Annotated in this window: 18 protein-coding genes; 5 read left to right on the forward strand and 13 right to left on the reverse strand. The window is 57.6% G+C overall.

Translation table 11 applies throughout. The features are described 5' to 3' along the window. Window positions 1-98: 98 nt before the first annotated feature. The 7 genes from ACOZ42_RS10335 to ACOZ42_RS10365 all read right to left on the reverse strand — a co-directional run bounded on the left by ACOZ42_RS10335 (window position 99) and on the right by ACOZ42_RS10365 (window position 8,062). Entirely contained in the window at window positions 99-713 is a 615-nt protein-coding gene (locus ACOZ42_RS10335; protein WP_165477515.1) for a flavin reductase family protein, read from the reverse strand. 13 nt (window positions 714-726) lie between these two features. Continuing rightward, entirely contained in the window at window positions 727-1,332 is a 606-nt protein-coding gene (locus tag ACOZ42_RS10340) for an aromatic-ring-hydroxylating dioxygenase subunit beta (RefSeq protein ID WP_131070677.1), read from the reverse strand. Then, on the reverse strand, window positions 1,329-2,642 hold the full coding sequence (locus ACOZ42_RS10345; RefSeq protein WP_003799263.1) for an aromatic ring-hydroxylating dioxygenase subunit alpha: 1,314 nt from the start codon (window positions 2,640-2,642) through the stop codon (window positions 1,329-1,331). Before ACOZ42_RS10345 ends, ACOZ42_RS10340 begins: the two co-directional genes overlap by 4 nt. A gap of 32 nt (window positions 2,643-2,674) precedes the next feature. Continuing rightward, window positions 2,675-4,561: a dipeptide ABC transporter ATP-binding protein gene (locus ACOZ42_RS10350; protein WP_426345107.1), complete on the reverse strand. Its 1,887-nt coding sequence runs from the start codon at window positions 4,559-4,561 to the stop codon at window positions 2,675-2,677. Then, window positions 4,561-5,445 carry an ABC transporter permease gene (locus ACOZ42_RS10355; protein WP_003799258.1) on the reverse strand — a complete coding sequence of 295 codons (885 nt, stop codon included), beginning with the start codon at window positions 5,443-5,445 and terminating at the stop codon, window positions 4,561-4,563. Before ACOZ42_RS10355 ends, ACOZ42_RS10350 begins: the two co-directional genes overlap by 1 nt. Beyond that, window positions 5,442-6,455: an ABC transporter permease gene (locus ACOZ42_RS10360; protein WP_059318839.1), complete on the reverse strand. Its 1,014-nt coding sequence runs from the start codon at window positions 6,453-6,455 to the stop codon at window positions 5,442-5,444. The genes ACOZ42_RS10355 and ACOZ42_RS10360 overlap by 4 nt, the downstream gene beginning before the upstream one ends. 83 nt (window positions 6,456-6,538) lie before the next feature. Next, window positions 6,539-8,062, reverse strand: a complete 1,524-nt coding sequence (locus ACOZ42_RS10365) for an ABC transporter substrate-binding protein (RefSeq protein WP_415301775.1) — start codon at window positions 8,060-8,062, stop codon at window positions 6,539-6,541. 158 nt (window positions 8,063-8,220) lie between these two features. On the opposite strand from ACOZ42_RS10365, the gene ACOZ42_RS10370 reads away from it, so the two are divergent. After that, complete coding sequence (locus ACOZ42_RS10370) at window positions 8,221-8,730, forward strand: 4-vinyl reductase (protein ID WP_240208577.1); 510 nt, start codon at window positions 8,221-8,223, stop codon at window positions 8,728-8,730. Further along, window positions 8,723-9,403 carry a GntR family transcriptional regulator gene (locus ACOZ42_RS10375; protein WP_003799251.1) on the forward strand — a complete coding sequence of 227 codons (681 nt, stop codon included), beginning with the start codon at window positions 8,723-8,725 and terminating at the stop codon, window positions 9,401-9,403. Before ACOZ42_RS10370 ends, ACOZ42_RS10375 begins: the two co-directional genes overlap by 8 nt. Window positions 9,404-9,432: 29 nt before the next feature. On the opposite strand, the gene bla is transcribed toward ACOZ42_RS10375, so the two are convergent. Together bla and ACOZ42_RS10385 are read right to left on the reverse strand one after the other, a co-directional pair. Next, complete coding sequence (gene bla / locus ACOZ42_RS10380; protein ID WP_426345108.1) at window positions 9,433-10,203, reverse strand: class A beta-lactamase; 771 nt, start codon at window positions 10,201-10,203, stop codon at window positions 9,433-9,435. A 211-nt stretch (window positions 10,204-10,414) separates the two neighbouring features. After that, complete coding sequence (locus ACOZ42_RS10385) at window positions 10,415-14,020, reverse strand: YhdP family protein (RefSeq protein ID WP_426345109.1); 3,606 nt, start codon at window positions 14,018-14,020, stop codon at window positions 10,415-10,417. Between the two features lie 100 nt (window positions 14,021-14,120). Between ACOZ42_RS10385 and glnE the strand changes: the two genes are divergently transcribed. Together glnE and ACOZ42_RS10395 are read left to right on the forward strand one after the other, a co-directional pair. Further along, entirely contained in the window at window positions 14,121-16,874 is a 2,754-nt protein-coding gene (gene glnE, locus ACOZ42_RS10390; protein ID WP_003799245.1) for a bifunctional [glutamate--ammonia ligase]-adenylyl-L-tyrosine phosphorylase/[glutamate--ammonia-ligase] adenylyltransferase, read from the forward strand. 102 nt (window positions 16,875-16,976) lie between these two features. Further along, on the forward strand, window positions 16,977-17,675 hold the full coding sequence (locus ACOZ42_RS10395; protein WP_003799242.1) for an epoxyqueuosine reductase QueH: 699 nt from the start codon (window positions 16,977-16,979) through the stop codon (window positions 17,673-17,675). 291 nt (window positions 17,676-17,966) lie between these two features. Here the strand turns inward: ACOZ42_RS10395 and clpB are convergent, their stop codons facing one another. Continuing rightward, window positions 17,967-20,558, reverse strand: a complete 2,592-nt coding sequence (gene clpB / locus ACOZ42_RS10400) for an ATP-dependent chaperone ClpB (protein ID WP_003799240.1) — start codon at window positions 20,556-20,558, stop codon at window positions 17,967-17,969. A 324-nt stretch (window positions 20,559-20,882) separates the two neighbouring features. Here clpB and ACOZ42_RS10405 point away from each other — a divergent pair, with 324 nt between their 5' ends. Then, window positions 20,883-21,611, forward strand: coding sequence for a helix-turn-helix domain-containing protein (locus tag ACOZ42_RS10405; protein WP_003799238.1), 729 nt, complete (start codon window positions 20,883-20,885; stop codon window positions 21,609-21,611). Window positions 21,612-21,750: 139 nt separating this feature from the next. On the opposite strand, the gene ACOZ42_RS10410 is transcribed toward ACOZ42_RS10405, so the two are convergent. The 3 genes from ACOZ42_RS10410 to ccoG all read right to left on the reverse strand — a co-directional run bounded on the left by ACOZ42_RS10410 (window position 21,751) and on the right by ccoG (window position 23,793). Continuing rightward, on the reverse strand, window positions 21,751-22,005 hold the full coding sequence (locus ACOZ42_RS10410; protein ID WP_426345110.1) for a hypothetical protein: 255 nt from the start codon (window positions 22,003-22,005) through the stop codon (window positions 21,751-21,753). 66 nt (window positions 22,006-22,071) lie between these two features. Beyond that, entirely contained in the window at window positions 22,072-22,275 is a 204-nt protein-coding gene (locus tag ACOZ42_RS10415; protein WP_003799234.1) for a FixH family protein, read from the reverse strand. 18 nt (window positions 22,276-22,293) lie between these two features. Then, complete coding sequence (ccoG, locus tag ACOZ42_RS10420) at window positions 22,294-23,793, reverse strand: cytochrome c oxidase accessory protein CcoG (protein ID WP_003799232.1); 1,500 nt, start codon at window positions 23,791-23,793, stop codon at window positions 22,294-22,296. Window positions 23,794-23,828 lie beyond the last annotated feature (35 nt).

Consider the following 23,828-nt stretch of genomic DNA (forward strand, 5'->3'; position numbering starts at 1 on the left):
GTAAAGGCCTCAGCCCCGCAACGTACGCTGCTGTGGACCGGCTCTGGTTGTCCACCAAAAACGAACCGCAGAAGGCTCACAACGGCCCATCATTGAAGTCAAGGCTGAAAAATCCCTCCCCGCTCGCAATAATACGGCCCAGCCCACCGAGCCAAAGGCCGATACACCTCCAGATCCACTTTCCCCTTTTCGTCCATCAAGGATGAATCCACATGGAAAGCCAGCACTTCCAGAATATGCAGCTGGTTCACACCTCGCCCCAAATCCACCACCTGATCCAGCTTGCACTCCATCTGCACGGCTGCCCCATCCAGACGGGGCACACACACATGCTGGCTGGGCACGAGATTCATGCCCAACTCCTTTACCTCGCTCTGACCGGGGGGCAAGGCTGCCGCACTGGCATGAACCGCAGCCAGATCAGACTGGCGGCATAACTGCACCACACATTCCTTATTCGCCTGCAAATTACGGGCCGTATCCTTCAGGCTGCCGTCCTCATTGCGGTTGATATTGATCGCCAGCATCGGCGGGCTGTGCGCCACGTAGTTAAAGGAGCTGAAGGGGGCCAGATTCACACTGCCCGACTCCTCCAAACTACAAACCCAGGCAATCGGGCGCGGCACGATCAGGGACGTCAGCAGGCGGTAAGCCATGCTGTCGTCCATGTCCTCACAAGACAGGCTGCGATAGCGGGGTGTCGTGTCAGTCATGTGCATAAGCCGCCTAAATGAAGAGCTGAATGGTGGGCAAATAACCATCCACACTCAACAAGTCCACTCGCTTCTCCACGATCTCCCAGTCCTGATCGACGGCGCGCAAACGGTAGGAGGCAGTAGCCGGCAGAATCTCGGTTTTTTGCTTCTGATACTCCGAATAAATCAGATTGGTGCGCACGCAATAGCAGCCATCCTCGTCAGGATGTTCAGATTGAACACGCGGGTTTTGAATCACGCGCAGACCACGCACGCCGGGCTGCAAGGAAAAGGCACGATGATGCGACAGGCGGTCGATACGCAAGCGCATCAACATGCGGTTTTCCAAAGCAATGCACATGCGTCCGTCGGGGCTTTCCTGCCCGGATTCACCCGGAATCCAGTACAAGCCATCTTGCGCAAACAGCTCGTACCATTCATCAAAACGTCCTTCATCCAGCAAGGCGTTCTCTTGCCATACGAAGTTCTGCAGGCTTTGTTGCAGGTTCGTCGTTTGGTCCAGACGCCGACCTTGCTCCTGGCTTTGCTGCGGATGCACTTGTTGCTGTTGCTGACCTTGCTGGGCAGCCTGCACTTGGCCAATCCGTGGGCCCTGCTCATGCGCTATCCCCATCATTCCTGCTCCTGCTGCTTCATGCCTTGTTTCCAGGCACGGTATTGGTTACGTATGACCCATTCGTTATTGGCATCGTCGAAACTGCCCTTGTCCTGCTCGCGTTCCTGCGCATCGTATTGACGCAGCAGATTCACCCACGGATTGCCTTGGGCTTTCAGGCTGGCTTGCTGGCTCTCGAACAAATGCACATCATCGTGCGCCACCACACTCATGGGCGAATAGACCAGACGGCTATAGCTCAGACCACGATCCAGCATTTCACGCGGTGCCCCTTTGGGTTGAAACACCCACACTTCCAGCAAGGTCCGGTCCACTGCCAAAGGCCGCAGCACACGGATGATCTGCGGCGACCCCTTGGCCGCCATGCTGGGATAAAACACCACATTCTGCGGATTGAAGCCCAGCACCCGACCTGCTTTTTCCTCGCCCCAGGCCTTTTTCATCATGGCCTCATAGCCCGGAATGCCCGAGTAATCGGTATGAATGCTGAACTTGGTGCCCAGAATGCTGTGCCCATTCGGATACGTTTCCACACCCATACGGGAATAGAAGTCATAGCCCGAGCCAAAGGGCAGCAATTGCTCCAGCGCGGTAGGGTCTTCCTCCTTGAAGACTTCACCCACCTTGGCTGCCGAGCTGGAGGCGGACTCATGGGTAGAGATGGGATGCACCGTGTCGTTGATGTTCTCCATGTACATCTTCCAGTTGCAGTTGATGACGGTTCGAATCGAACCGCCCGCCACCTGCAACTCCCCTTCCGGAGAACGATCCGCCATATTGTCCAAGGCCTGCAGCACATCACCGAAATACTCTTGCAGGCTGAACCCTTCCTTGCTGAGACGGGCAAACACAAAGCCGCGATAGCTTTCCACCGCCCCCGGCGTGGACAGGCCGCCAGCGGCCGGACACTGTGAAAACTCCGTGTTTTCATAGGCATTTTTCAGCGGTACGGCCAGCAACGAGCCATCCAGCTTATAGGTCCAGGCGTGATAGGGACAACGCAGCATCTTGCCCACATTACCGCTGGATTCGCTGACCAGTCTGGCGCCTTTGTGGGCGCAACGATTCATCACCACCCGCACCGAGCCATCGCTATGACGCAGCATGATGACAGGGCTTTGCGCCAGGGTCACCGAAACATAGTCGCCCGTCTTGGGCACCTGACTTTCATGGCCCACATAGAGCCAGGCACGGCTGAACAGCCGTTCCATTTCAAGTTGAAAAACGTCCTCGTCCAGATAGGCATCCCGATGGACTTGATGATCCTGGGTCAGGCCCGACAAGGCGGCCTCGTTATTGGCATAACTCATAGTGCTTCCTGTAAATACGAGTAAAACGGGATTCAGACCGCCATGGCGGGTACGAGAGCGGGCGCGATCTCACCAGGCATCTGGCGCAGGCCGACCAGGGGCGCGGGCCAGATCTGGCTGGAGTCGTCTGGCGGCACGCTGCCCAGTAAAACGCGGGTATAGGGGTGCTGCGGATCGGCAAATACCTCTGCGGTATTGCCCTGCTCCACCACTTCGCCGTTTTTCATTACCAGCACCCGTGTACACAGATAGCGAATCACGGACAGATCGTGAGAAATGAACACCACCGCCACGCCCAGTTCTTTATTCAGACGCAACAGAAGATTCAGAATCAAAGCCTGCACCGATACATCGAGTCCCGACACAATCTCATCGGCCACCAGCAAACGCGGCTGCACACACAAGGCGCGGGCGATGTTCACCCGTTGCTTTTGTCCGCCGGACAGCTCCGCGGGGAAACGCAGACCGGCATCCTGGGCAAGGCCGACCTGCTTCATCAACTCGTCCGCTTTCAGGCGGCGCTGCTCCGGTGTCATGCCCGGCTGCAACTCCAGAACCTGCGTAACCAGCTGCTGAACGCTGCGACGTGGATTGAGAGCCGAATCAGGGTCCTGAAACACCATCTGAATCGTCTGCGACAAGGACGCGCCCTGGCCTTTGGCAAACTGCTCCCGGGACTGGCCCTGCACCAGCACTTGCCCACCGCTGGGCTGCAGCAAACCCACCATCAAACGGGCGACGGTACTCTTGCCACTGCCACTTTCGCCCACCACACCGACCATCTCGCCGGGACGTACGCTCAAGGACAGGGGCCGCAAGGCATACATCAGGCTGCGGCGACCATTGCGCGTCACTCGGTAGCTGCGCTCCACATTCTGAAACTCCACCAATGGGGCCAACTCTTCAGACGGCGCTTGCGGCAAGACATGCAACTGGCCTTGTGCCGCCACATCACCCGTCATGCAGGGACCCGCACAACTTACCCAGTGGCCTGGCTTGACCGGTGCCAACGCGGGCGGACGTTGTTCACAGCTTGCATTTCGAGTAGGACAACGCCGCGCAAAACGACAGCCGGGCAAATCCCGCATGTCTTTCAAACCCGGCATGATGTCAGCCAAAGAAGGCAAGGCATACAAGGGGCCATTCAAGGCCGGCGTCGCATTTTTCAAGGCCCAGGAATACGGATGCAAGGGCATGTCCAGAACATCGGCGGCAGGACCTTGCTCAACCACATCTCCGGCGTACAACACGGCGACCTCGTCACAGACATGGGCGGCCATGCGCAAGTCATGCGTAATCAAGATTACGGCAGTTTGGTGACGCTGCTGAACCTCACGCAAAATCCGGATAATTTGCGCTTGGGTAATCACATCCAGGGCTGTAGTGGGTTCGTCGGCCACAATCAGTTCGGGGTCGCCGGAAAAGGCCATGGCAATCAAGATACGCTGACACTGCCCTCCAGAAAGCTCATGGGCATAGCGTCCCAGCATGGACGGCGGATCAGGCAGCCCCACTTCATGCAGACGCTCCAGGCAGTATTGTTCACGCGATGCACGAGGAATACCCAGTCGAGCCAGGTGCTCGAACATTTGCTGACGTATGGTCAGCACCGGATTTAACGAGGACAAGGGTTCCTGCGGGACAAAGGCCACTTTGCGACCCAGCAGGCGGCGCATTTGTGCGCCCGTCACCACCGAGCCCTGAAAACGGACCTGCCCCGAGGACAAACGCAGATTGCTGGGCAACATGCCCGAGATCACCCGCCCTATCATGCTCTTGCCTGCACCAGACTCTCCGACCAGCCCCAAGGTACGACCCGCCTGCACCGCAAACGACACCTTGCGCAACAGCTCTACCGACTGCCCCTGTACCGGCACCGAGACACTGACTTGCTTGAATTCAATCACCGGCACGCTCATCAGTGTGCTCCCCGTTGCTTGAGCCGAGGATCGAGCGTGGTACGCAAGCCATCACTCAGCAAATTAAAACCCAGCACTGCAAACACAATGCCGATCACAGGCGCCATCAGTCCCCAGCCCGCCTGATAAATCTGGTCACGGCCATCGGCCAGCATCACTCCCCAGGCCACCACATCCGAAGGAACAGAGAGCCCGACAAAGCTCAGAATAGCTTCGACCACAATGGCCACCCCCATCTGCAGACTGAACAGGGTCACGATCAAGGGCGCCACGCTGGGCAGCACTTCGCGCAGCATGATACGCAGGTGCGAAAAACCCAGCAGATGTGCCGCATACACATAGTCACGCTGGCGCACCACCAGAACCTCGGCCCGGACCACGCGATAAAAACGGGTCCAGTCCACCAGCACCACAGCCAGAATCACATTGAACAAACCGGTTCCCAGACCGACCATCAGCATCATGGAAAACACCACGGGCGGAAAAGCCATCCACAACACGACCAGGGAACTGACACCCCGATCGAACCAGCCGCCCAGGTAGCCGGCCAAGATCGCCAGCACCGTACCCAGAATCATCGTGCCCGCTGCTGCCGTCACGGCAACCTGAAAGGCCACGCGACTGCCATAAATCAGCCGGGACAAAATGCAACGCCCCAGGCCATCCGTGCCCAAGGGGTACTGAGCCAACCCGCCTTCCTGCCAGGCCGGGGGCAAGAGTGTGGCCAGCAGATCCTGGGCATTGGGATCATTAGGCGCCAACAGAGGGGCAAACAAGGCCACCAGCGAGAAGATCAGAACCAGGACGCCGCCAATCAGCACCTTGGGATGGGCCAGCACCGGCCGCAGCCGCGCCTGCCAGAAAGAAGGTGAATGCGTGCTCATGCAGACCTCAAACGTGGATTCATAACGCTGTACAAACCATCGACACAGAAGTTGACGACCAGCACCATCAGACAGAACACCAGGGCCACCCCCTGAATCAGGGGAAGGTCATGGTTCTTGATGGCTTGCACCATCAGATTGCCGATGCCGGGGAAAGAGAAAATGACTTCGATCAGCAAGGTGCCGCCAAACAGAAAACCAAACTGCACCCCAATCAAGGTCAAAGTGGGCAGCGCCGCATTCTTGAGCATATGCCCCAGCAACACCCGCCACTCCGGTACACCGCGCAAACGCGCAACGTTCACGTACTGGCTGGTAGCCGTCTCGATCAGGCTGGAGCGCAGCACGCGAATCACAATGGGGCTAAATGCCAGCGCCAACGCCAAGGCCGGCAAGAGCAGATGGGAAAAGGCATCCCACCAGGCTTGCCATTGCCCCCGCAACAGCAGATCAAGCAAAAGAAAACCCGTGCCGCCGTCCACCACGGGCGTGCCTTCCATGCGCCCCATAAAAGGCAGCACCGGAAACAGCACGCCAAACACCACGATCAAAATGATGCCCCACAGAAAAGAGGGGACGGACAAGAGCAAGACCAGCACAAAATCGGCCACGAACTCGATCTTCTTCTTATCCAGCAGATACAACACAATGCCGCCGGGAATCGAGATCAACAAGGCCATCAGCAAGCTGACACCGACCAGCTCCAAAGTGGGTGGCAAAGCCTGGGCCAGCAAGCCAGTCACCGGCTGATGAAAGAAGATGGAGTTACCCAGATTGCCGCGAAACACACCGCTCAACCAAACCTGGTACTGGTGCAAGGCCGAGCCATCCATGCCCAGCTCGACACGCAGCGCCTGCGCATCGGCCTCGGTCGCCGAAGGCGGCAGCATCATGCCCAGCGAATCTGCTGGAATGACGCGCAGCATGAAGAACACAATCATGGACAGCACAAACGCCGTCACCAGCACGAAGACGAGCTTGCGCGCCATCAGGAAGCAAACGTTTTTCATGAAAAGAACCGCAGGAGAAAATACGTCCGGGGGGAGCCCGGTAGGTCACCCCACCGCCTGAGGCTGCGGGGTGCATGAACGGTTTACTGCCAGGAATACTCTTGCGGCAGAATGTAGCCGGTCTGATAGGTATTGAGCTTCAGGCCCTTCTTGTAGGCAATGGTGGAAATGGACTGCAGGACCGGTAGGCTCCATGCTTGTTGGGCCGCTTCGCGGTTCAAGGCCTGATAGCCCGCTACGCGTTTTTCCTCGTCCATCTGGCGATTCAGCTCATCAAGCGTGCCTGCCAGACGCTCCTCCTTCCAGGTGGAAAACCGCAGACGCGGGTCCAGAATACGGCCGGTAAAAATTTCCGGATCACCGGTGGCATTGGCCCAGCTATAGAGCATCACCCCCGTCAATTTGGACGAATGGCTCAGCTCCAAATACTTGGCCACGGTAATTTCCTCCACGGTGGTCTGCACGCCAATCTGGCTCCACATCTGCGCCACCGCACGGGCAAGGTCATAATCCGAGGGGAAGGTGTTATTGGTGGAATACAAGGTAATGGTCAACGGGTTTTGCGTGCTGTAGCCCGCTTTGGCCAGTTCCTCAACCGCCGCTTTCTTGTCGAAAGGAATGTTCAGATCAGGTACATCTCCGGGCGAGCCCTTGGTGGCCAGAACCGACAAGGGCTGGGCGACATTTTTGTAGAAGGCACGGGACAGGCCGGCCTTGTCGATTGCCATGTTCATGGCACGACGCACATGCACATCCTTGAAGCTGTCTACATAGCTGGGCATTTGCAAAATGTAGATCTCGCTATAGGGGTAGACCTTGGCTTCCAGCTTGGGATTCTTTTCCAGACGGCTGATTTCGCGCACCGGAATCTGAACCGAGACATCTGCCCGACCCGACTCAACCGCTGCGACGCGCGCTGAAGAGTCCGGCACAATTTCAAACACGACCTGCTTCAAGTCGGGCGCGCCTTGCCAGTAGTCCTCAAAGGCTTCCAGCGTGATGCGGGAACCCCGCTGATAATCGCTCAGCTTGTACGGGCCTGCGCCAATCGGACGCTTCAGGAATTGCTCCTCCCCGACCTTTTCGAAATAGGCTTTGGGCAGGATATAGGCCGACAAAAAGGCCAAACCTTTGGGAGCCGTTGGGGTGGGCGAGCTGAAATGGATAATCGCTTCCAGCGGGCCGGTCACCTCCACCGACTTCAAGGTGGGCAGCATGCCATTCAGTGCCAGGGTTTTCTTGTTGATCGCACGATCAAAGGTGAACTTCAAATCTTCGGCCGTCATGTCGCTGCCGTCATGAAATTTCACCTTGTCGCGCAGCTTCACCTTCAAGGCCTGGCCTTGCTCATCCACCCATTCCCAGGACTCAATCAGGCGTGGTGCCACCTGCAAGTCGTCACCCACAAACAGGGGGGAGTCAAACACGGCCTTGTAAATCGACTGACCAGCAGGAAAAGTGACCGAAGTCGGATCCCAGGAGGGAATATCCACGGGGAACGCAATTTTCAACTCGCTTCCCGCTGCCTGGCTGGCCGCTCCCCACCCCATCATCAAGGCCGCTCCCAAGGCCAGGCCCATCACGCTTTTTCGCAACGCTTTCACCATTTGTCCCCTTTTGTTATGACTTCATTCCAGCGTCAATCCGCCTCTCAAAAAGTATATAGTTTATTCTTAAATTAAATGGATAATGGTTTTCCCTATAATTTATTTTCTTTAATATCAATCTATTATCAGAAAACAAAACAATATACTTTTTATGAAAAATGACTAAATTTAGAGACAGATTGAACTGGGATACGGCTCAGGGCCAGATTTTGGATGCCGATCGGCGCTACGTGATGCTGCGTGCCGACGTGTTGATGGGGCTGTTTCGCCGGCTGGATGAGCCCGCTCGCACACAGGCGCTGGACGCCTTGGGACAGGCTGTCAGGGAGCAAGGCGGTTTGTCCGCCAAGGCCTACTGGGAAGCTATCCATCACGACCCGCAGGCTTTGCTCGACAGCATTGCCCACATCTCGGCACAACTGGGCTGGGGAAATTGGGATATTCAAACGCAGCGCGCAGGCGGTTTACAGGTCCGCGTGACAAACAGCCCCTTTGCCAAAGGATTTGGCGCCCATGATCGGCCCCTGTGCCGGCCTATCGTTGGTATGCTTACAGCCGTCGGCCAACTGATTTACGATCAGCACGTCCAGGTGCAGGAGAAACACTGCTGTGCACAGGGACGGCACGTCGACTGCCTGTTCACCGTCTTGCCCAAATCCAATGAGTAAAAACCAGCCTGCCGCCCCCAAACTGAACATACGCCAGCAGGTCTACAAACACCTGCGCAGCCGCATGCGCAGTGGTGACATCCGCTATGACGATCGCCTGGTCGACCACGAAATTGCAGCTGAGCTGCAGGTCTCACGCATGCCTGTGCGCGAAGCCTTGCTGCAACTGACCAACGAAGGGCTGTTGGAAGGCACCTCGCGCGGCTTCATGCTGCGGCGCTTCACCCCGGCTGATATTGCGCAGATTTTTGAAATACGGATGTTGCTGGAGCCTGAAGCGGCTGCCGCTGCCTGCCTGCAAGCCAGTCTGGAGGGGCTAGCCCTGATGAACAAGGCCGCCAATGCAGCCGAAAAAGCCCATGCCGCGGCAGACCCCATGCAATACATGATTGCCAACGATGCGTTTCGGGAAGGCTGGATCACCCTGTGCCCCAACCCGCACTTGAGCACCATGATTCTGCGTCTGAGCGATCACGTGGAAGCCGTGCGTCTGGCCACCTTGCGCGATACACGCTATCGGGAGCTATCCATGCAGGCAACCCGTGGCATCCTGCAATCCTTTCTGGACAAGAACCCGGAACAGGCGCGCGAGCATGTACGCACGAACCTGCGCCATGCGTCCATGAGCTATTACGCAACATTGGATGAAATGCTGGAGCGTCAGGCGGGTTAGGCATCCCGCCGCCGGTGCCTGCCCGGTGATCAGGGCTGCGCTTTCTGTTCCACCGCCGCTGCAATAGCCTTGCCAATCGTGGCGATGGCCGCGTTGCGCTCATCCATAGAAGCCTGGGTTTCCGTAATGTAGACGGCAGCCACCAGCGGCGCGCGTTCAGGGGGCCACATCACCGCCACGACACCGCGTGTGCCGTAAGCCGCTGCCCCGGTTCGGTCCGCCACCGCCCAGCGTTCAGGGACGCCAGCCCGCAACAAGGGTCCACCCACTTCGTTACGACGTAGCCAGCCAATCAGCTGATCGCGGCCCGCTGCTTTCAGTGCATCGCCCAGGGCCAGACGATGCAAGGTCTGCACCATGGCATAAGGGCTGGTCGTGTCACGCGGGTCGCCGGGCGCGGCTTCATTCAAGCTGGGCTCATTGCGATCCAGACGCGTCACCGTATCGCCCACGCTACGCAGGAAAGAAGTGACGGCCGCGGGCCCGCCAAGAATCTCCAGGACCCCATTGGCAGCCGTGTTGTCGCTGTTGCGCATCGTGATCGCACATAATTGATCCGCCGGTATCTGCTCACCCACCCGATCTTTGGTAGTGGGGGCATAAGACAGGACAGCCTCCTGCCTGACCCGCCAGGCCGCCTTCATGGTGCCTGGCCCTCCGGCCAGCAAAGCCGCACAGATCACTAGCTTGCTGGTGCTGGCCATGGGAAATCGTTCATTGGCCCGGTACTGCCATACATGCCCGTCCGCCGTATCGAGCACCGCCAAACCGACACGAGCGCCTAAGGATTGTTCGAGCATTTGCGCAGTCTGCACGACAGAGTGAGGACTGGCTGCCGCCCCCTTGAAAACCCATCCTGCCAAAAACAGCAAGGCTCCACATTGCTTCAGTCTTCTCACGCGCATCGGCCTGCCCTACAAAAACCAGCTCACACAAGGGAAACGGCCCCCAAAAACCATCGCCAGGCTTACCGGGCATCATGCCAGGCGCCTGGAAAGCCGATCGTGGCAATCAAGGCTCAATCCGGGGCTGCTTGTCTTTTCCAGCCGTATTCACAGCCGGGGCGTCCAGCTCTTTGAGCTGGGGATCATCTACCTTGCCGCTCACTGCATAAGTGACGGACAAGTGACTGCTCATCGGCACCTGCATCAACCACTGGGTCAGCATGGCCCCTACCCCCACCATCGGATTGACAGCAAAGTACGCCGCAATTGCTGCCCCGCTCATGTCCAGATTCGGGCTGACCACCGCAATCAGATCCAGGGTTTCATCCTTGATGTCGATCCAGCCTTTCAGCTTGATCTCCCCGGCTGGCCCCTTAATCTGGTAATTGTCCAACTCCAGCTTGCCCTGAGACAGATTCATGCGTCCGGTGAGACTATCAAAAGCAAAACCGTCTTTCACCGCCCCGAACAAATCCAGGTCAAGCCGGCTCAGGCGCGAGATGGACTGCAAGCTGAGCAACTCCAACAGTTTTGCCGAGCGTGAGTTCAAACTGATAAAGCGCCCTTTTTTCAGGTCCACGTTAAACTGGCCGCTGATATTGCGCTTGTCGCGCGACCAGGGGAAATCGCTCCAGAACAAGGCGGCCTGTATGGTCCCGTCCCCATTCTTGATCGACTCGGTCAGCAAGCCACTCACATCCACAAACTCACCCAGATTAGCCACCTGACTATTGGCAATCAGCTCCAGACCGCGCTGGGGCCCGCGCAAGGCCAGGGAACCCGAGCCCTGCAAATGCATGCCCTGAGCGCTAAGCGAAAAATTCTCCAGCCGCCACGTGGCCCCGGCGCCCGCCGGCTTACCCATGGCTTGCAAGGTGCCAAACCGTATGCCCTGAATCTGCAGGTCATCCACCTTCAGCGAGATAGCCGGCAGGCTCAAATCATCTTCCGTCGGCACATCGGCATCGGGCCACGCCCAATCGGGCCGCTGACCATCAATATGCAAATGGGAAAAATGGGCGTTAAACAAACCGGTATAACGACCATCACGATGCTGCGCCTGCACCTGCCCCTGGGCCTGCCGGGCCTTCAAGCGCAGGGACACCCTGCCTGCGGCATCCTCGTTGCTTTGCAGCTCCAGCTGATCCAGCCTCTGTCCCCGTAACCATGCCTGGTCTGCATTCAGCTGCACCCGTTCCAGCAAGGGCAGCAAAGGACGAGCGGAAGGGGCCACGGGACTGCCATCCAGATTCTGGCCAAACTCCTGAACCACCTGTTCCCACGCATCCAGATCCATGCGATCGTAGCGACTACGCAGTTCCAGACCACGTCGAGGCCATGTCACCCATTCTGGCGTTCCCATGCTGCCACTGTGGAAGTAGCTGCCCTGGCGCGAGCCTTGAGCGTGGAGCAAATTGAGCAAAAAGGTCTGCCTGTCTCTCAGAATGATCTGCAAGCGATCCATTTTGGCGGCAGAATCACTGCTCCAGTCCGCTTTCAATTGGGCTGCCCGTTCAGCCGGCTTCTGAAAAGGTTCGGGCAAATTCAATGCCAGCCCCTTCAGGTCGGACTCTGCCCCCAAGGAAAACGCTCCCTTGGCATCCAGTTTCATCAGCACGCTATAGGCTGTCTGACCCTGCAGACGCTGCAAGCCTTTCAACCCCAGATACTGCTCCAGGCCTTGCGAGGTCAGGGTGCCGCTCAGGCGCAGGCCAGGCCTACCTGGCTCCAGTATTCCCTGGATCTGCGCATCTCCTCCCAGCAGCCTGCCCGTCAAGGTCTGGGCGCTGACCCCCTTCTCATTAAAGGCCAGCTCCCCTTTCAATGCCGTCAAAGGGGGAGCCTCGGGCATGAACTGAAACTTGCCATCCTTCATCTGGATCAGGCCCTGGACCTGCGCATCGTCGGCATTGTCCAAAGGAATCTGCAATGTGATGGGCACCGTCCAGTCTCCCATCACCCGGCTGTCAGCCAGCAACCCATCTAACAGATCATTCAAGGGAGACTGATGCACCAAGGCCAGATAACTGCCGGCCGGCGCCTGCGACACCCCTTCCAGGGTCAAGACACTGTCTTGCTCCAGGGAGCGAATGTGGGTCTGAATATCACGCATGACGATATCCTGCTGCTGGGCAATAGGCATGCGAGCCTGCTGCGCCAGAATATCCAGATTGTCGTTATGCATGCGAATGCTGCCCTGCACGCCTTCCAGCCGAGGCCAGGCCAGACGCTGGGGGCGGGCCGGCTGATAATCCACAATCCCCTTATCCAGCGCACCGGCCACTTCAAACTGACCATCCTCCGGATTCAGACCGTAGGGAAAGGTATCCAGCCCGCCCCGTAGCCGAATCGTGCCCTGGGTGACAGCGCCTTGCACCAGCCCCGCCTGCATCCATTCACGCGCCAGAGGATTCACCGTCAAGGGCAGATAGTTCACTAAAGCGGCCAGATTCAGGTACTGGAATTGCCCTGTCCAATCCGCCACACCGGCCTCAAACTGGCCGTCCTCACGCCAGTTGCCGGACAGTTGCGCATCCAGATCCGCATTGCGCACATTTACCATCATCGTATTCAGGCCCAGTCTGGCCAGCTCATCGCGATGTGCTGTGCCCTGCGCTTTTAGCTGATCCACACCCACATGCTGAGCAAACAGGTCTGGTATCCGCAAGCCCAAGCCATCCATCGTCACCGCCCACTGCACATCGTCACTGGCTTTGCCCTGGACCAAGGCCTGCATATCGCTCAGGCTGCCTTCCAGCTCCACAACGGCATGCTCCAGCTGGACCCGCTCCTCATGCTCGGTGCGCACGGCAAGATCACGCAGTTGAGCCAACAGTTGCATCTGAATGGACGGGGCCGCGTCGGCTTGGCTGGCTTGGGCATGCAGATCCACCCAAGCCCTGTCCAGAGCCGCAGGGATGTCCAACCAGGGACGCAAGGCCGGCGTATCCACTGCCTTGGCCTGCACCGTCATTTCCCAGGGCAAGCCCATCACGTCCACATGCTCGGGCAAACGACGCTGGCCTTGCACCCGCAAGGCCAGGGCGACGGACTCGCCCAGATTGGTCGGCAAGGCCGTGGCCAGACTGACCTCATGCCAGCCCTGGCGATAGCCGATCTGCAGTTCAATGGACGGCAGATTCAAGGCCGGTGCGCCCCGCAAATCATCCTGCCATTGCAAGGAAGTACCCTGGATACGAACGCCCCGCTGTTGCAGCAGCCAACGAACCGGACCTTGCCAGGCCTGGGGGCTGGTATCGACGCTATCGTCGTTCATATCCAGCCTTTGTCCCATCACCAGAATCTGGCCCTGGGAATCGCGCCGTATGGGTATGGTCAAACCCTGCACATCGAGCTGGCGCAGCTGCAGCGAGCCGCTAAAGAGCGACTTCCAGCTGATGACGGCCTGCAAGCTGGGCAACTGCAACATAGGCGCCTGGCCCGGTTCGGTCACGGACAGCTGGGTTATGGACAGATGCGGGTTCCAGCCCTGCCAGCTGCCTTTTAACTCGTGCATCTGGACGTGCAGGCCGGTTTGCTCGGTGATTTTCTGCTCCAGATACGGACGCAGATTATCCAGTTGGGGAACGAGCAGGTAGCGCACGCCAACCAGGCCCAGCATCAGCGCAAAATAGAGCAATAGCGCCAGTCGCACAAGCCCTCGAACTACCATGCATTCAATTCCCGAGTATAGTTAAATGCGGCCATTTCCGGCCCAGTCAGACAAGTGATCCCACTTGCCGTCTTCCCTTCTCCGAAAAACCGCTTATCGTATGAGCCAGTCCATTATATTGAAGCCCGTGATGCAATGGTCCGGCCCCTTGCGTCGAAAAGTAAACGCTCAGCCACAATTTGGCACCTGGCTGCAAGAGCAGGCCCAGCACCCTGTCACCCCCGCTCTCATTGCTCAATGGTATCGGACTTTACTGCCAGAGCCCGACAATGATCGCCTGGCACAAGTGCGCCAGGCCTTGCGTCAACTGCGGGAACGCGTCTTTCTGGTGCTGATGATCCGGGATATCAATGGCCTGGCTCCGCTTGAAGAAGTCATGCTGGCCATGAGCAGCCTGGCCGATCTGGCAGTGGCGCAGGCCTATGAAACCGTGGCAAGGCAACTGGCCGAGATGCACGGCACCCCAAAAAATCCGCACACTGGCCTGCCCCAGGAAATGATTATTCTGGGTATGGGCAAGCTGGGCGGGGGGGAATTAAACGTCTCCTCGGATATTGATCTGATCATGCTCTACGACGAAGACGGCGAAACCGAGGGTCGCCGCCCGCTGAGTCATCATGAGTTCTACGGCAAGGTCACCCAGCGCATGATGCCCGTGCTGTCCGATACCGATGCTTTTGGACAGGTGTTTCGCACCGACCTGCGTCTGCGACCGGATGGCGACTCCGGACCACTGGCCTGGAGTATGCAGGCGCTGGAGAATTATCTGGTCAACCAGGGACGGGAATGGGAACGCTACGCCTGGATCAAAGCACGGCCCATCAAGGCACAGGCGTTTGAAGGCAGCCGCTGTGCGGCCGATATCCATCACTTCGAGGCCTTGCGTACGCCCTTTGTTTACCGCAAGTACTTCGATTTTGATGCCTTGTCTGCCCTGCGCGGCTTGCGGGAACGAATTCGCCAGGACTGGACACGCCGGGCCCTGAATCGCAATGGCGTGGAAACCTGGCACAACATCAAGCTGGGCGATGGCGGTATTCGGGAGATCGAATTCGTGGTCCAGCTCAATCAGCTGATACGTGGTGGCCGACAGCCTTCCTTGCAAACACCCAGTCTGCACAAGGCCTTGGAAGGCCAATGCGCGGCTGGCCTGCTCGATCAGGAAGTCTGCGACCAACTGCTGGCGGCCTACACCTTCTTGCGACGGGTCGAACACCGCTTGCAGTATCGGGAGGACGAGCAGACTCATTTGCTGCCGCAGGACGATGCGTTGCGCAGCGAGCTGGCTGCCACGCTGGGGCTGAGCCTAGCCGAGTTTGATGCGCAGCTGGGCCAGCACAGAAAATTTGTCTCGCATACCTTCCGCAACGCTTTTCGCCTGGCAGGCATGGGCGAAGAAGCAAGCGCCGAGCCCGCTGCGGCCGCCCCCCCGGTCGCGGAAATCAGCGCCCAGCAAGATCAGGCCTTGCAGCAGCGCATTGAACAGTTGCGTCAGGCGCTGCTGAACAGCCACCGTCTGCGCAGCCTGCCCAATGCCAGCCTGGACCGCGTGCAGCGTCTGATTCCCTTGGCCGAGGACTACGCCTACCGCTCGGAACACCCGGAAGTGACCGCCACCCGGCTATTTAATCTCATCGAGCTGATTGCCCAGCGCAGCGCCTATCTGGCCTTGCTGGCCGAGTACCCCGACACCCTGGCCCGTGTCGCCCGGATCGTCTCTGCCAGTCCGTGGGCCGCCCAATATCTGGCGCAATACCCCCTGCTGCTCGATAGCCTGATCGAATGGCATTCACTGATGGAAATTCCCGACTTTCCCGCGCTGTCCGAGCAAATGCGTCGGGACCTGGACGCCTGCCGACTGCCCGACGGGCAGGCCGATGTGGAACAGCAAATGAACATGATGCGGGACTGGCAGCATCAGATCACCTTCCAGTTGCTGGCCCAGGATCTGGAGGGCGTGCTGACGGTTGAGGCGCTGGCTGACCAGCTCTCAGCCCTGGCCGATATGATGCTGGCGGAGACATTGGAACGCACCTGGCCCCTGACGCGCCCCCGCAGCCTGGGCCCTGAACACGACACCCCGCCACGTTTCGCGGTTATTGCCTATGGCAAGCTGGGCGGCAAGGAAATCGGCTACGCCTCGGACCTGGATCTGGTGTTTTTGTACGACGACCCCAGCCAGGACAATGTAGAGCGCTACATCAAGCTGGCGCGCCGCATGACCAGTTGGTTGTCAGCGATGACCTCCTCCGGTCGGCTCTATGATATTGACCTGCGATTGCGCCCGGATGGCGATGCTGGTTTGCTGGCCGTCAGCGTGGATGCCTTTGAACAATACCAAACCCGCAGCGCCTGGTCGTGGGAGCATCAAGCCATCACTCGCGCCCGCTTTGTCACGGGCGATACGCAGATCAAACAACGGTTTGACGAAATCCGCCGCTCCATCTTGCTGATGGAGCGCGACCGTCGTAAATTGCGCGCGGACATTCTGGATATGCGTGACAAGATCAGTGCCGGGCACCCTAATCGCAGCGAACTATTTGACCTCAAGCACGACCGTGGTGGCATGGTGGACGTGGAGTTCATCACCCAGTATCTGGTGCTGTGCTATAGCCGTGAACACCCCAGGCTGCTGGAAAATCTGGGCAATATCGCCTTGCTGGGCATAGCTGCGCAAGCTGGTCTGATTGCCGTGGACCACGCCCAGGACGTGGCCGATGCCTATCGCGCGTTGCGCCGCCGCCAGCACGCCCTGCGCCTGGAGGGAGCGGAAAAAGCGCGTGTCCCCCTCACCGAGCTGACTCGGGAGCGACAAGCGGTCACCCGACTCTGGGACGAAGTACTGGGGTACTAAGGCAACAGATTGATTTCACTAAATATTGCCAAGAATCTACAATAGGCACATCGATTTATTGTGCGGCCAACTCGGCACGCCGTTTTTCCCGGATTCAGATTCATGTCCACTCAGCTCAATCGCCCCGTTTTAACCCTGCCGGAAAAACGCGAGAAACTGCTGTTGCATTCTTGCTGTGCCCCCTGTTCAGGCGAGGTCATGGAGGCACTGCACGCCTCAGGGATCGAATACACCGTTTTCTTCTACAACCCCAATATTCACCCCGTGCGCGAGTACGAGTTGCGCAAACAGGAAAATATCCGCTTTGCCCAGCAGCACGGCATCGAGTTCATTGACGCCGACTACGACGTGGACAACTGGTTTGAACGCGTACGTGGCCTGGAACACGCGCCTGAGCGTGGCGAGCGCTGCACGGTCTGCTTTGACATGCGTTTTGAGCGCACGGCCCTGTACGCCCATGAGCATGGCTACGACGTTATTTCCAGCGTCTTGGGTATTTCGCGCTGGAAAGACATGAACCAGATCAACGATTGCGGCGAACGGGCCGCAGCCCGTTACCCGGAGATGAAGTACTGGACTTATAACTGGCGCAAAGGCGGCGGCTCGCAACGCATGCTGGAAATCAGCAAGCGCGAGAACTTCTATCAACAGGAATACTGCGGCTGTGTGTATTCGCTGCGGGACACCAACCGCCACCGTCGATCCCAGGGCCGCCCGCGCATCGAGATCGGCGTGAAGTTCTATGGCAAGGATGAACTGGACCTGACGCCTCCCCCGGCGGCTGCTCCAAAGTCCGCTTGATCGAACAAGTCCCTCCGGACACGCGCACAGTAAAGAAGTTGGCACCCAAACAGCTTCCCCGAGCTTGAACAGCGATTATGCAAGTGTCCGTTCGTCGGTTCGGCCCCCAGAGCCGATACGAGGATGGCGACCGCCCCCCTCTTTCAGGGATCCGCTCAATCTGTTCTCACCAGTGTATCTGCGAACGGGGCACCCAAGGAAAAAGCGCCTTAGTTACCTAAGGCGCTTTTCTTTTGCACTCTGGCTGGCGGTGTTACAACCTGATTCCTACCAGCACAGCCACATGCTGCTTTACTGGATGCTGCGCGTAAATGTGAACTCGCCATCCTTCCAGTCCACAGGCACCACATCTTTAGGACCAAATCGGCCTTCCAGAATCAGGCGTGCCACCGGATTTTCAATGTGCTGTTGAATAGCACGCTTCAACGGACGTGCGCCAAACACGGGGTCAAATCCGGCCTTGGCCAATTGCGCCAAGGCAGCATCACTGACTTCCAGATGCATGTCACGCTGAGCCAAACGCTGATCCAAACGCTCGAGCTGGATGCGCGCAATAGACTCAATGTGCTCTGCCTCCAGACCGTGGAACACGACCACCTCGTCAATGCGGTTCAGGAATTCAGGACGGAAATGCTGTTTCACTTCCTCCCACACCACTTCCTTGATCACATCGTACGGCTCACCCGACAAACGCTGAATATGCTGCGAACCCAGGTTCGAAGTCATGATGATCACCGTGTTGCGGAAGTCCACCGTACGGCCCTGGCCATCGGTCAAACGACCATCGTCCAGCACCTGCAAGAGCACGTTAAAGACGTCGGGGTGTGCTTTCTCTACCTCGTCCAGCAAAATCACCGAATAAGGTTTGCGACGCACGGCCTCGGTCAGGTAACCGCCCTCCTCATAGCCCACGTAGCCAGGAGGCGCACCGATCAAGCGGGCCACCGAGTGTTTCTCCATGAATTCGCTCATATCGATACGAATCATGTGATCCTCGGAGTCAAAGAGGAAGTTGGCCAATGCCTTGGTCAACTCGGTCTTACCCACACCAGTTGGCCCCAGGAACAGGAAGGAACCATATGGGCGGGACGGATCAGACAGACCCGCACGCGAGCGACGGATGGCATCCGACACCAACCGTACTGCTTCACCCTGACCGACCACACGCTTATGCAGGTAGTCTTCCATCTGCAAGAGCTTTTCACGCTCGCCCTGCATCATCTTGGACACAGGAATACCGGTTGCACGCGAAACCACTTCCGCGATTTCCTCGGCACCGACCTGCGTACGCAACAGGCGCGGCTTGTCCTGATCGGCCTTGTCCATATTGGCTTCAGCCGCTTTCAGGCGCTCTTCCAGCTCGGGCAGCTTGCCATATTGCAGCTCGGCCAATTTGTCGAACTGACCCTTGCGTTGCAGCTCGGCCATTTCGGCACGCACCTTCTCGATTTCCTCTTTAACGACTTGCGAACCCTGGACCGCTGCTTTTTCAGCTTTCCAGACCTCCTCGTAGTCGTTGTACTCGCGCTGCAGCTTTTCCATCTCATCGTTGATGGCCTGCAAGCGACGTTGAGACGCCTCGTCTGTATCCTTGATAACTGCTTCGCGTTCGATCTTCAACTGAATAATGCGGCGATCCAGCTTGTCCATGACCTCGGGTTTGGAGTCGATCTCCATACGAATGCGGGCTGCCGCCTCGTCAATCAGGTCGATAGCCTTATCGGGCAGGAAGCGATCCGTAATGTAACGCTGCGACAGCTCGGCCGCCGCCACAATGGCCGGGTCAGTAATCGCCACACCGTGGTGCAGTTCGTAGCGCTCCTGCAAACCGCGCAGGATCGCAATGGTGGACTCCATATCGGGTTCGTTGACCAGCACTTTCTGGAAGCGACGCTCCAGGGCGGCGTCTTTCTCGATGTACTGGCGGTACTCGTTCAAGGTCGTGGCGCCAATGCAATGCAGCTCGCCCCGTGACAGAGCAGGCTTGAGCATATTGCCCGCGTCCATGGCGCCTTCCGCCTTGCCCGCGCCCACCATGGTGTGCAGCTCGTCAATGAAGACAATGGTTTTGCCATCATCCTTGGACAGCTCTTTCAAGACCGCTTTCAGGCGTTCCTCAAACTCACCACGATATTTGGCACCAGCCAGCAAGGCAGCCAGGTCCAGCACCAGGACACGCTTGCCCTTCAGGGTCTCGGGCACTTCATTGTTCACGATACGCTGGGCCAGACCTTCCACAATCGCCGTCTTGCCCACCCCGGGCTCACCAATCAGTACCGGATTGTTCTTGGTACGACGCTGCAGAATCTGGATGGTGCGACGAATTTCGTCGTCACGACCAATCACCGGGTCCAGCTTGCCCAGGCGGGCCCGCTCGGTCAGGTCAGTCGTATACTTTTCCAGCGCTTCCCGGTTGCTGTCCCCTTCAGCGTCATTCACATTGCTGCCACCGCGCACGGCCTCGATGGCCGCTTCAAGCGCACGGCGCTGCAGACCGGCATCGCGCAGGGCGCGACCGGTCTCGCCTTTATCATCGGCCAGGGCCAACAAGAACAGCTCGCTGGCGATATAGGTATCGCCCCGCTGCGCGGCTTCCTTGTCGGTTTTGGCCAAGGCAGCCTGCAAGGCGGAACTGAGCTGCTGCTGCCCCTCCGCCCCTTGCACCTTGGGCAAGTTGGAAATCAGACGATTGAGTTCATTTTCCAGACGGGGAATGGCCACCCCCGCACGGGCCAGCAAGCTGCCCGTGCCCGAGTCCGCATCCGCCAACAAGGCAACCAGCACGTGAGCCGGTTCGAGGTAAGGGTTATCTTCGCGAACAGCCAGGCTCTGCGCATCGGCCAGAGCCTGTTGAAACTTCGTTGTCAATTTATCGATTCGCATAGAATTTTCACTTGAGAAAATATGCGATAAGCTAAAGCAAACAGTTACTCAATACTGTTTGCCCAGATCTCGCAACAAATAACAGGATGAATTGAAGATAAGGACAAAAACCAAGTATTCAAGTGTTTGGATCGCTTTTAAACAACAACCCGGCAAAGGCAGACTGAGTGCGCCATACACGGCGTCCCTAGCGGCTTACTGCGCACCGCGAGCCTTAAGAACTAAACATATTAAGGATTAGCGGGAATAACAACCAATAAAAAGCTACAATTACACTTGATTTGACTCAAAGATTTAGCGTTTCGCCATCTGACATTATTCCTTATGCAAAAACGTATCTCGGTTACTGCTGACTCCATACGCTGCTCCAGCTGTATGCTCAATGAGGTATGTCTACCTCTTGGGATGCCTAAGCACGAAATGGAGCGGCTGGACGAACTGGTCAAGGAGCGCATCCGCATCCCGAAAGGCGGCGTGCTGTTCCGGCTGGCCGACTCGGTCGAAGGAATCTATGGGTTGCGCTCTGGCTCAATCAAGATGCAATTGGAAGATTCCACCGGCCACATCCAGATTACGGGCTTTTTGTTACCAGGGGAAATCCTGGGCATGGACAGCCTGGTTGAAAATCGCCATGTGTCCCATGCCATCGCTTTGGAAGACAGCGAAGTCTGCGTCATTCGTCTGGATGATCTGGACCGCCTCTCTGCCCAGTTGCCCATCTTGCAGCAACAATTCCGTCGCCTGATGAGCAAGGAAATCAACCGCGCCCATCAGTTGATGTTGACGCTCGCCGGACTGCGTTCCGAGCAGCGTCTGGCTGCTTTCTTGCTGAACCTGTCCCAGCGCTTGTCGCTGCTTGGCTACTCCCCCTACGAATTCATTTTGCGCATGAGCCGCGAAGAAATTGGCAATTTCCTGGGCTTGACACTGGAAACGGTCAGCCGCCTGTTCTCACGCTTTGCGCGTGAAGGCCTGCTGAAAATTTCCCAACGTGAAGTTCACCTGCTCGATCTGGCTGCCCTGCGCACGCTGGCCGGCACCGAATGCGATTAAGCCGGACGGCTCCACTGCAAAGCAGGTAAGCCGCCCCTGACAGGCTTGCGCGACCTGCACGCGTTCCCAGACAACAAGCCCAAAAAAAAGCACATGCTGTTTAGCATGTGCTTTTTTTATGGCCAGACCAGAGCTTGGGTCAGTCCAGACTATCTGCCGGTTCAGCCAATGCCGCAGGCGAACCGGAGGACATGTACAAACTAAGCGCACAGGCCACTGCGGCAGCCAGCCAGAACAGGAAAAACGCCACCGTATAAAAGGCCAGTCGATCTACTTGCAGATGTCCAAGCACAACGATGTCCAACGGGTCCACCAAAGCAAACACGATTGCACTGAGCACCCCGGCAACCAGGAATGAAGGCCACAGTATCCACATCAACGATCGGATGGTCATTCGTACCCCCTTCTTGAACGGAAACATACTTCTCTCAACCCTAGCGTAACGGTGAAACGACTACATTTAGTGCTGCTCGGGGGCAGACTCTACCTTGCTGACAACCAGACCCTGCTTGACCCCGCCATCGGTAATGCCTTGATTACTGAAATTCTGGAAGGCCAGCACAATCGTAATGACGCAGCCCACGATAGCCAGAGCCGGCCCCGCCATCAACAACCAGGGCCACGGCTCACGCCACCAGGGTCCACTGTCCTTTGATTCGTCCATGTTTTGCTCTTTATAAAATTACTGAGGAATGTAAAAACTACTGCGTTCGGTCACGTACGTCTTGCGGCCATCCTCGTGCTCGCCCACCGCCTGAATGGAAATATCATACAGGCCCGGCTTGGCACTACTAATTGGGACTTGCACCACGACAGGCAGCAGTCTATTGCCAGCAGGCGCCACCCGGATATGATCCTGGCCATTCTCGGTCAAGTGAATGCGCGCCCCTTCCAGCCCGGTAACGGATAACTGCAGCTCCATAGCCTCTTCCGAGGTATTGATCACCTGCAGACGGAACACGTTCTCAATCATGCCCCCCGGCACTTCACGGCCCAGGGCACCGCGATCACGAATGACGTCAACCCGCATCGGCGTGCGCGTGGCCAGGGTATAGACAAAGGCGCCACAGATTACGGCCAGAATCAGAATGTACGACACCACACGCGGGCGCAGCATCCGACGGCGTACCTGAGACTGGGTCATGCGCTCTTTGATGGCCCGCTCGGAGGTATAGCGGATCAGGCCCTTCTCGTACCCCATCTTGTCCATCACCTGATCACAGACGTCCACACAGGCACCACAGCCAATGCACATGTATTGCAGCCCGTCCCGGATATCAATGCCGGTCGGACAGACCTGGACACAAAGGCTGCAGTCCACACAGTCACCCATGCCGGCTTCTTTGTGGTCAATCTTGCGAGATCGTCCGCCGCGGGTTTCACCCCGCACGAAGTCGTAGGTCACCACAAAGGTATCGCTGTCCACCATGGCGCTTTGAAAGCGTGCATAGGGGCACATGTACTTGCAGACCGCCTCACGCATGAAACCCGCGTTACCCCAGGTGGCAAAGGCGTAGAACAACAGCCAGAACCACTGCCAGGGTCCCAGAGACAGATTGATCAGCTCGCCACCGAGCTCGCGGATAGGCGCAAAATAGCCGATGAAGGTAAAGCCGGTCCACAAAGCAATCACAATCCACAAAAAGTGCTTGGTTGCTTTGAGACGTAATTTTCTGGCATTCCAGGCTTGCTCATCCAAGCGGATACGTGCCAGGCGATCCCCTTCCACCTTGCGCTCGACCCACATGAAAATTTCAGTGTAGACCGTTTGCGGACAGGCGTAGCCACAGAACAGGCGGCCTGCCATGGCGGTGAAAAGAAACAGGGAAAAGGCCGATATCAGGAGCAGCACCGTCAGGTAGATCACATCCTGAGGCCACAGAATCATGCCAAAAATGTAGAACTTGCGCTCCAGCAGGTCAAACAGCACAGCCTGACGCCCATGCCATTCCAACCAGGGCAGACCATAGAAAATGATCTGCGTGAAATACACCATCCAGATCCGCCAGCGGGCGAAAACGCCCTTGACGGATCGTGGATAGATTTTACTGCGTACATCGACCAGCGCCTTCTCGACTTGCGGAGAGGTTCCACCCGCTCCCTTGGTGTTACGTGGAGGTTGCCACTTGGGCACATTTCCCTGCGCGTTATCAGCGCCGGGTTGGGAAGAATCGCTACTCATTGCAAGTCCTGAAGGCGTCAGATCAATTTAAAACA

Source organism: Alcaligenes sp. HNGD-HTN06 (assembly GCF_049932565.1).
GTDB lineage: Bacteria > Pseudomonadota > Gammaproteobacteria > Burkholderiales > Burkholderiaceae_B > Alcaligenes > Alcaligenes ammonioxydans.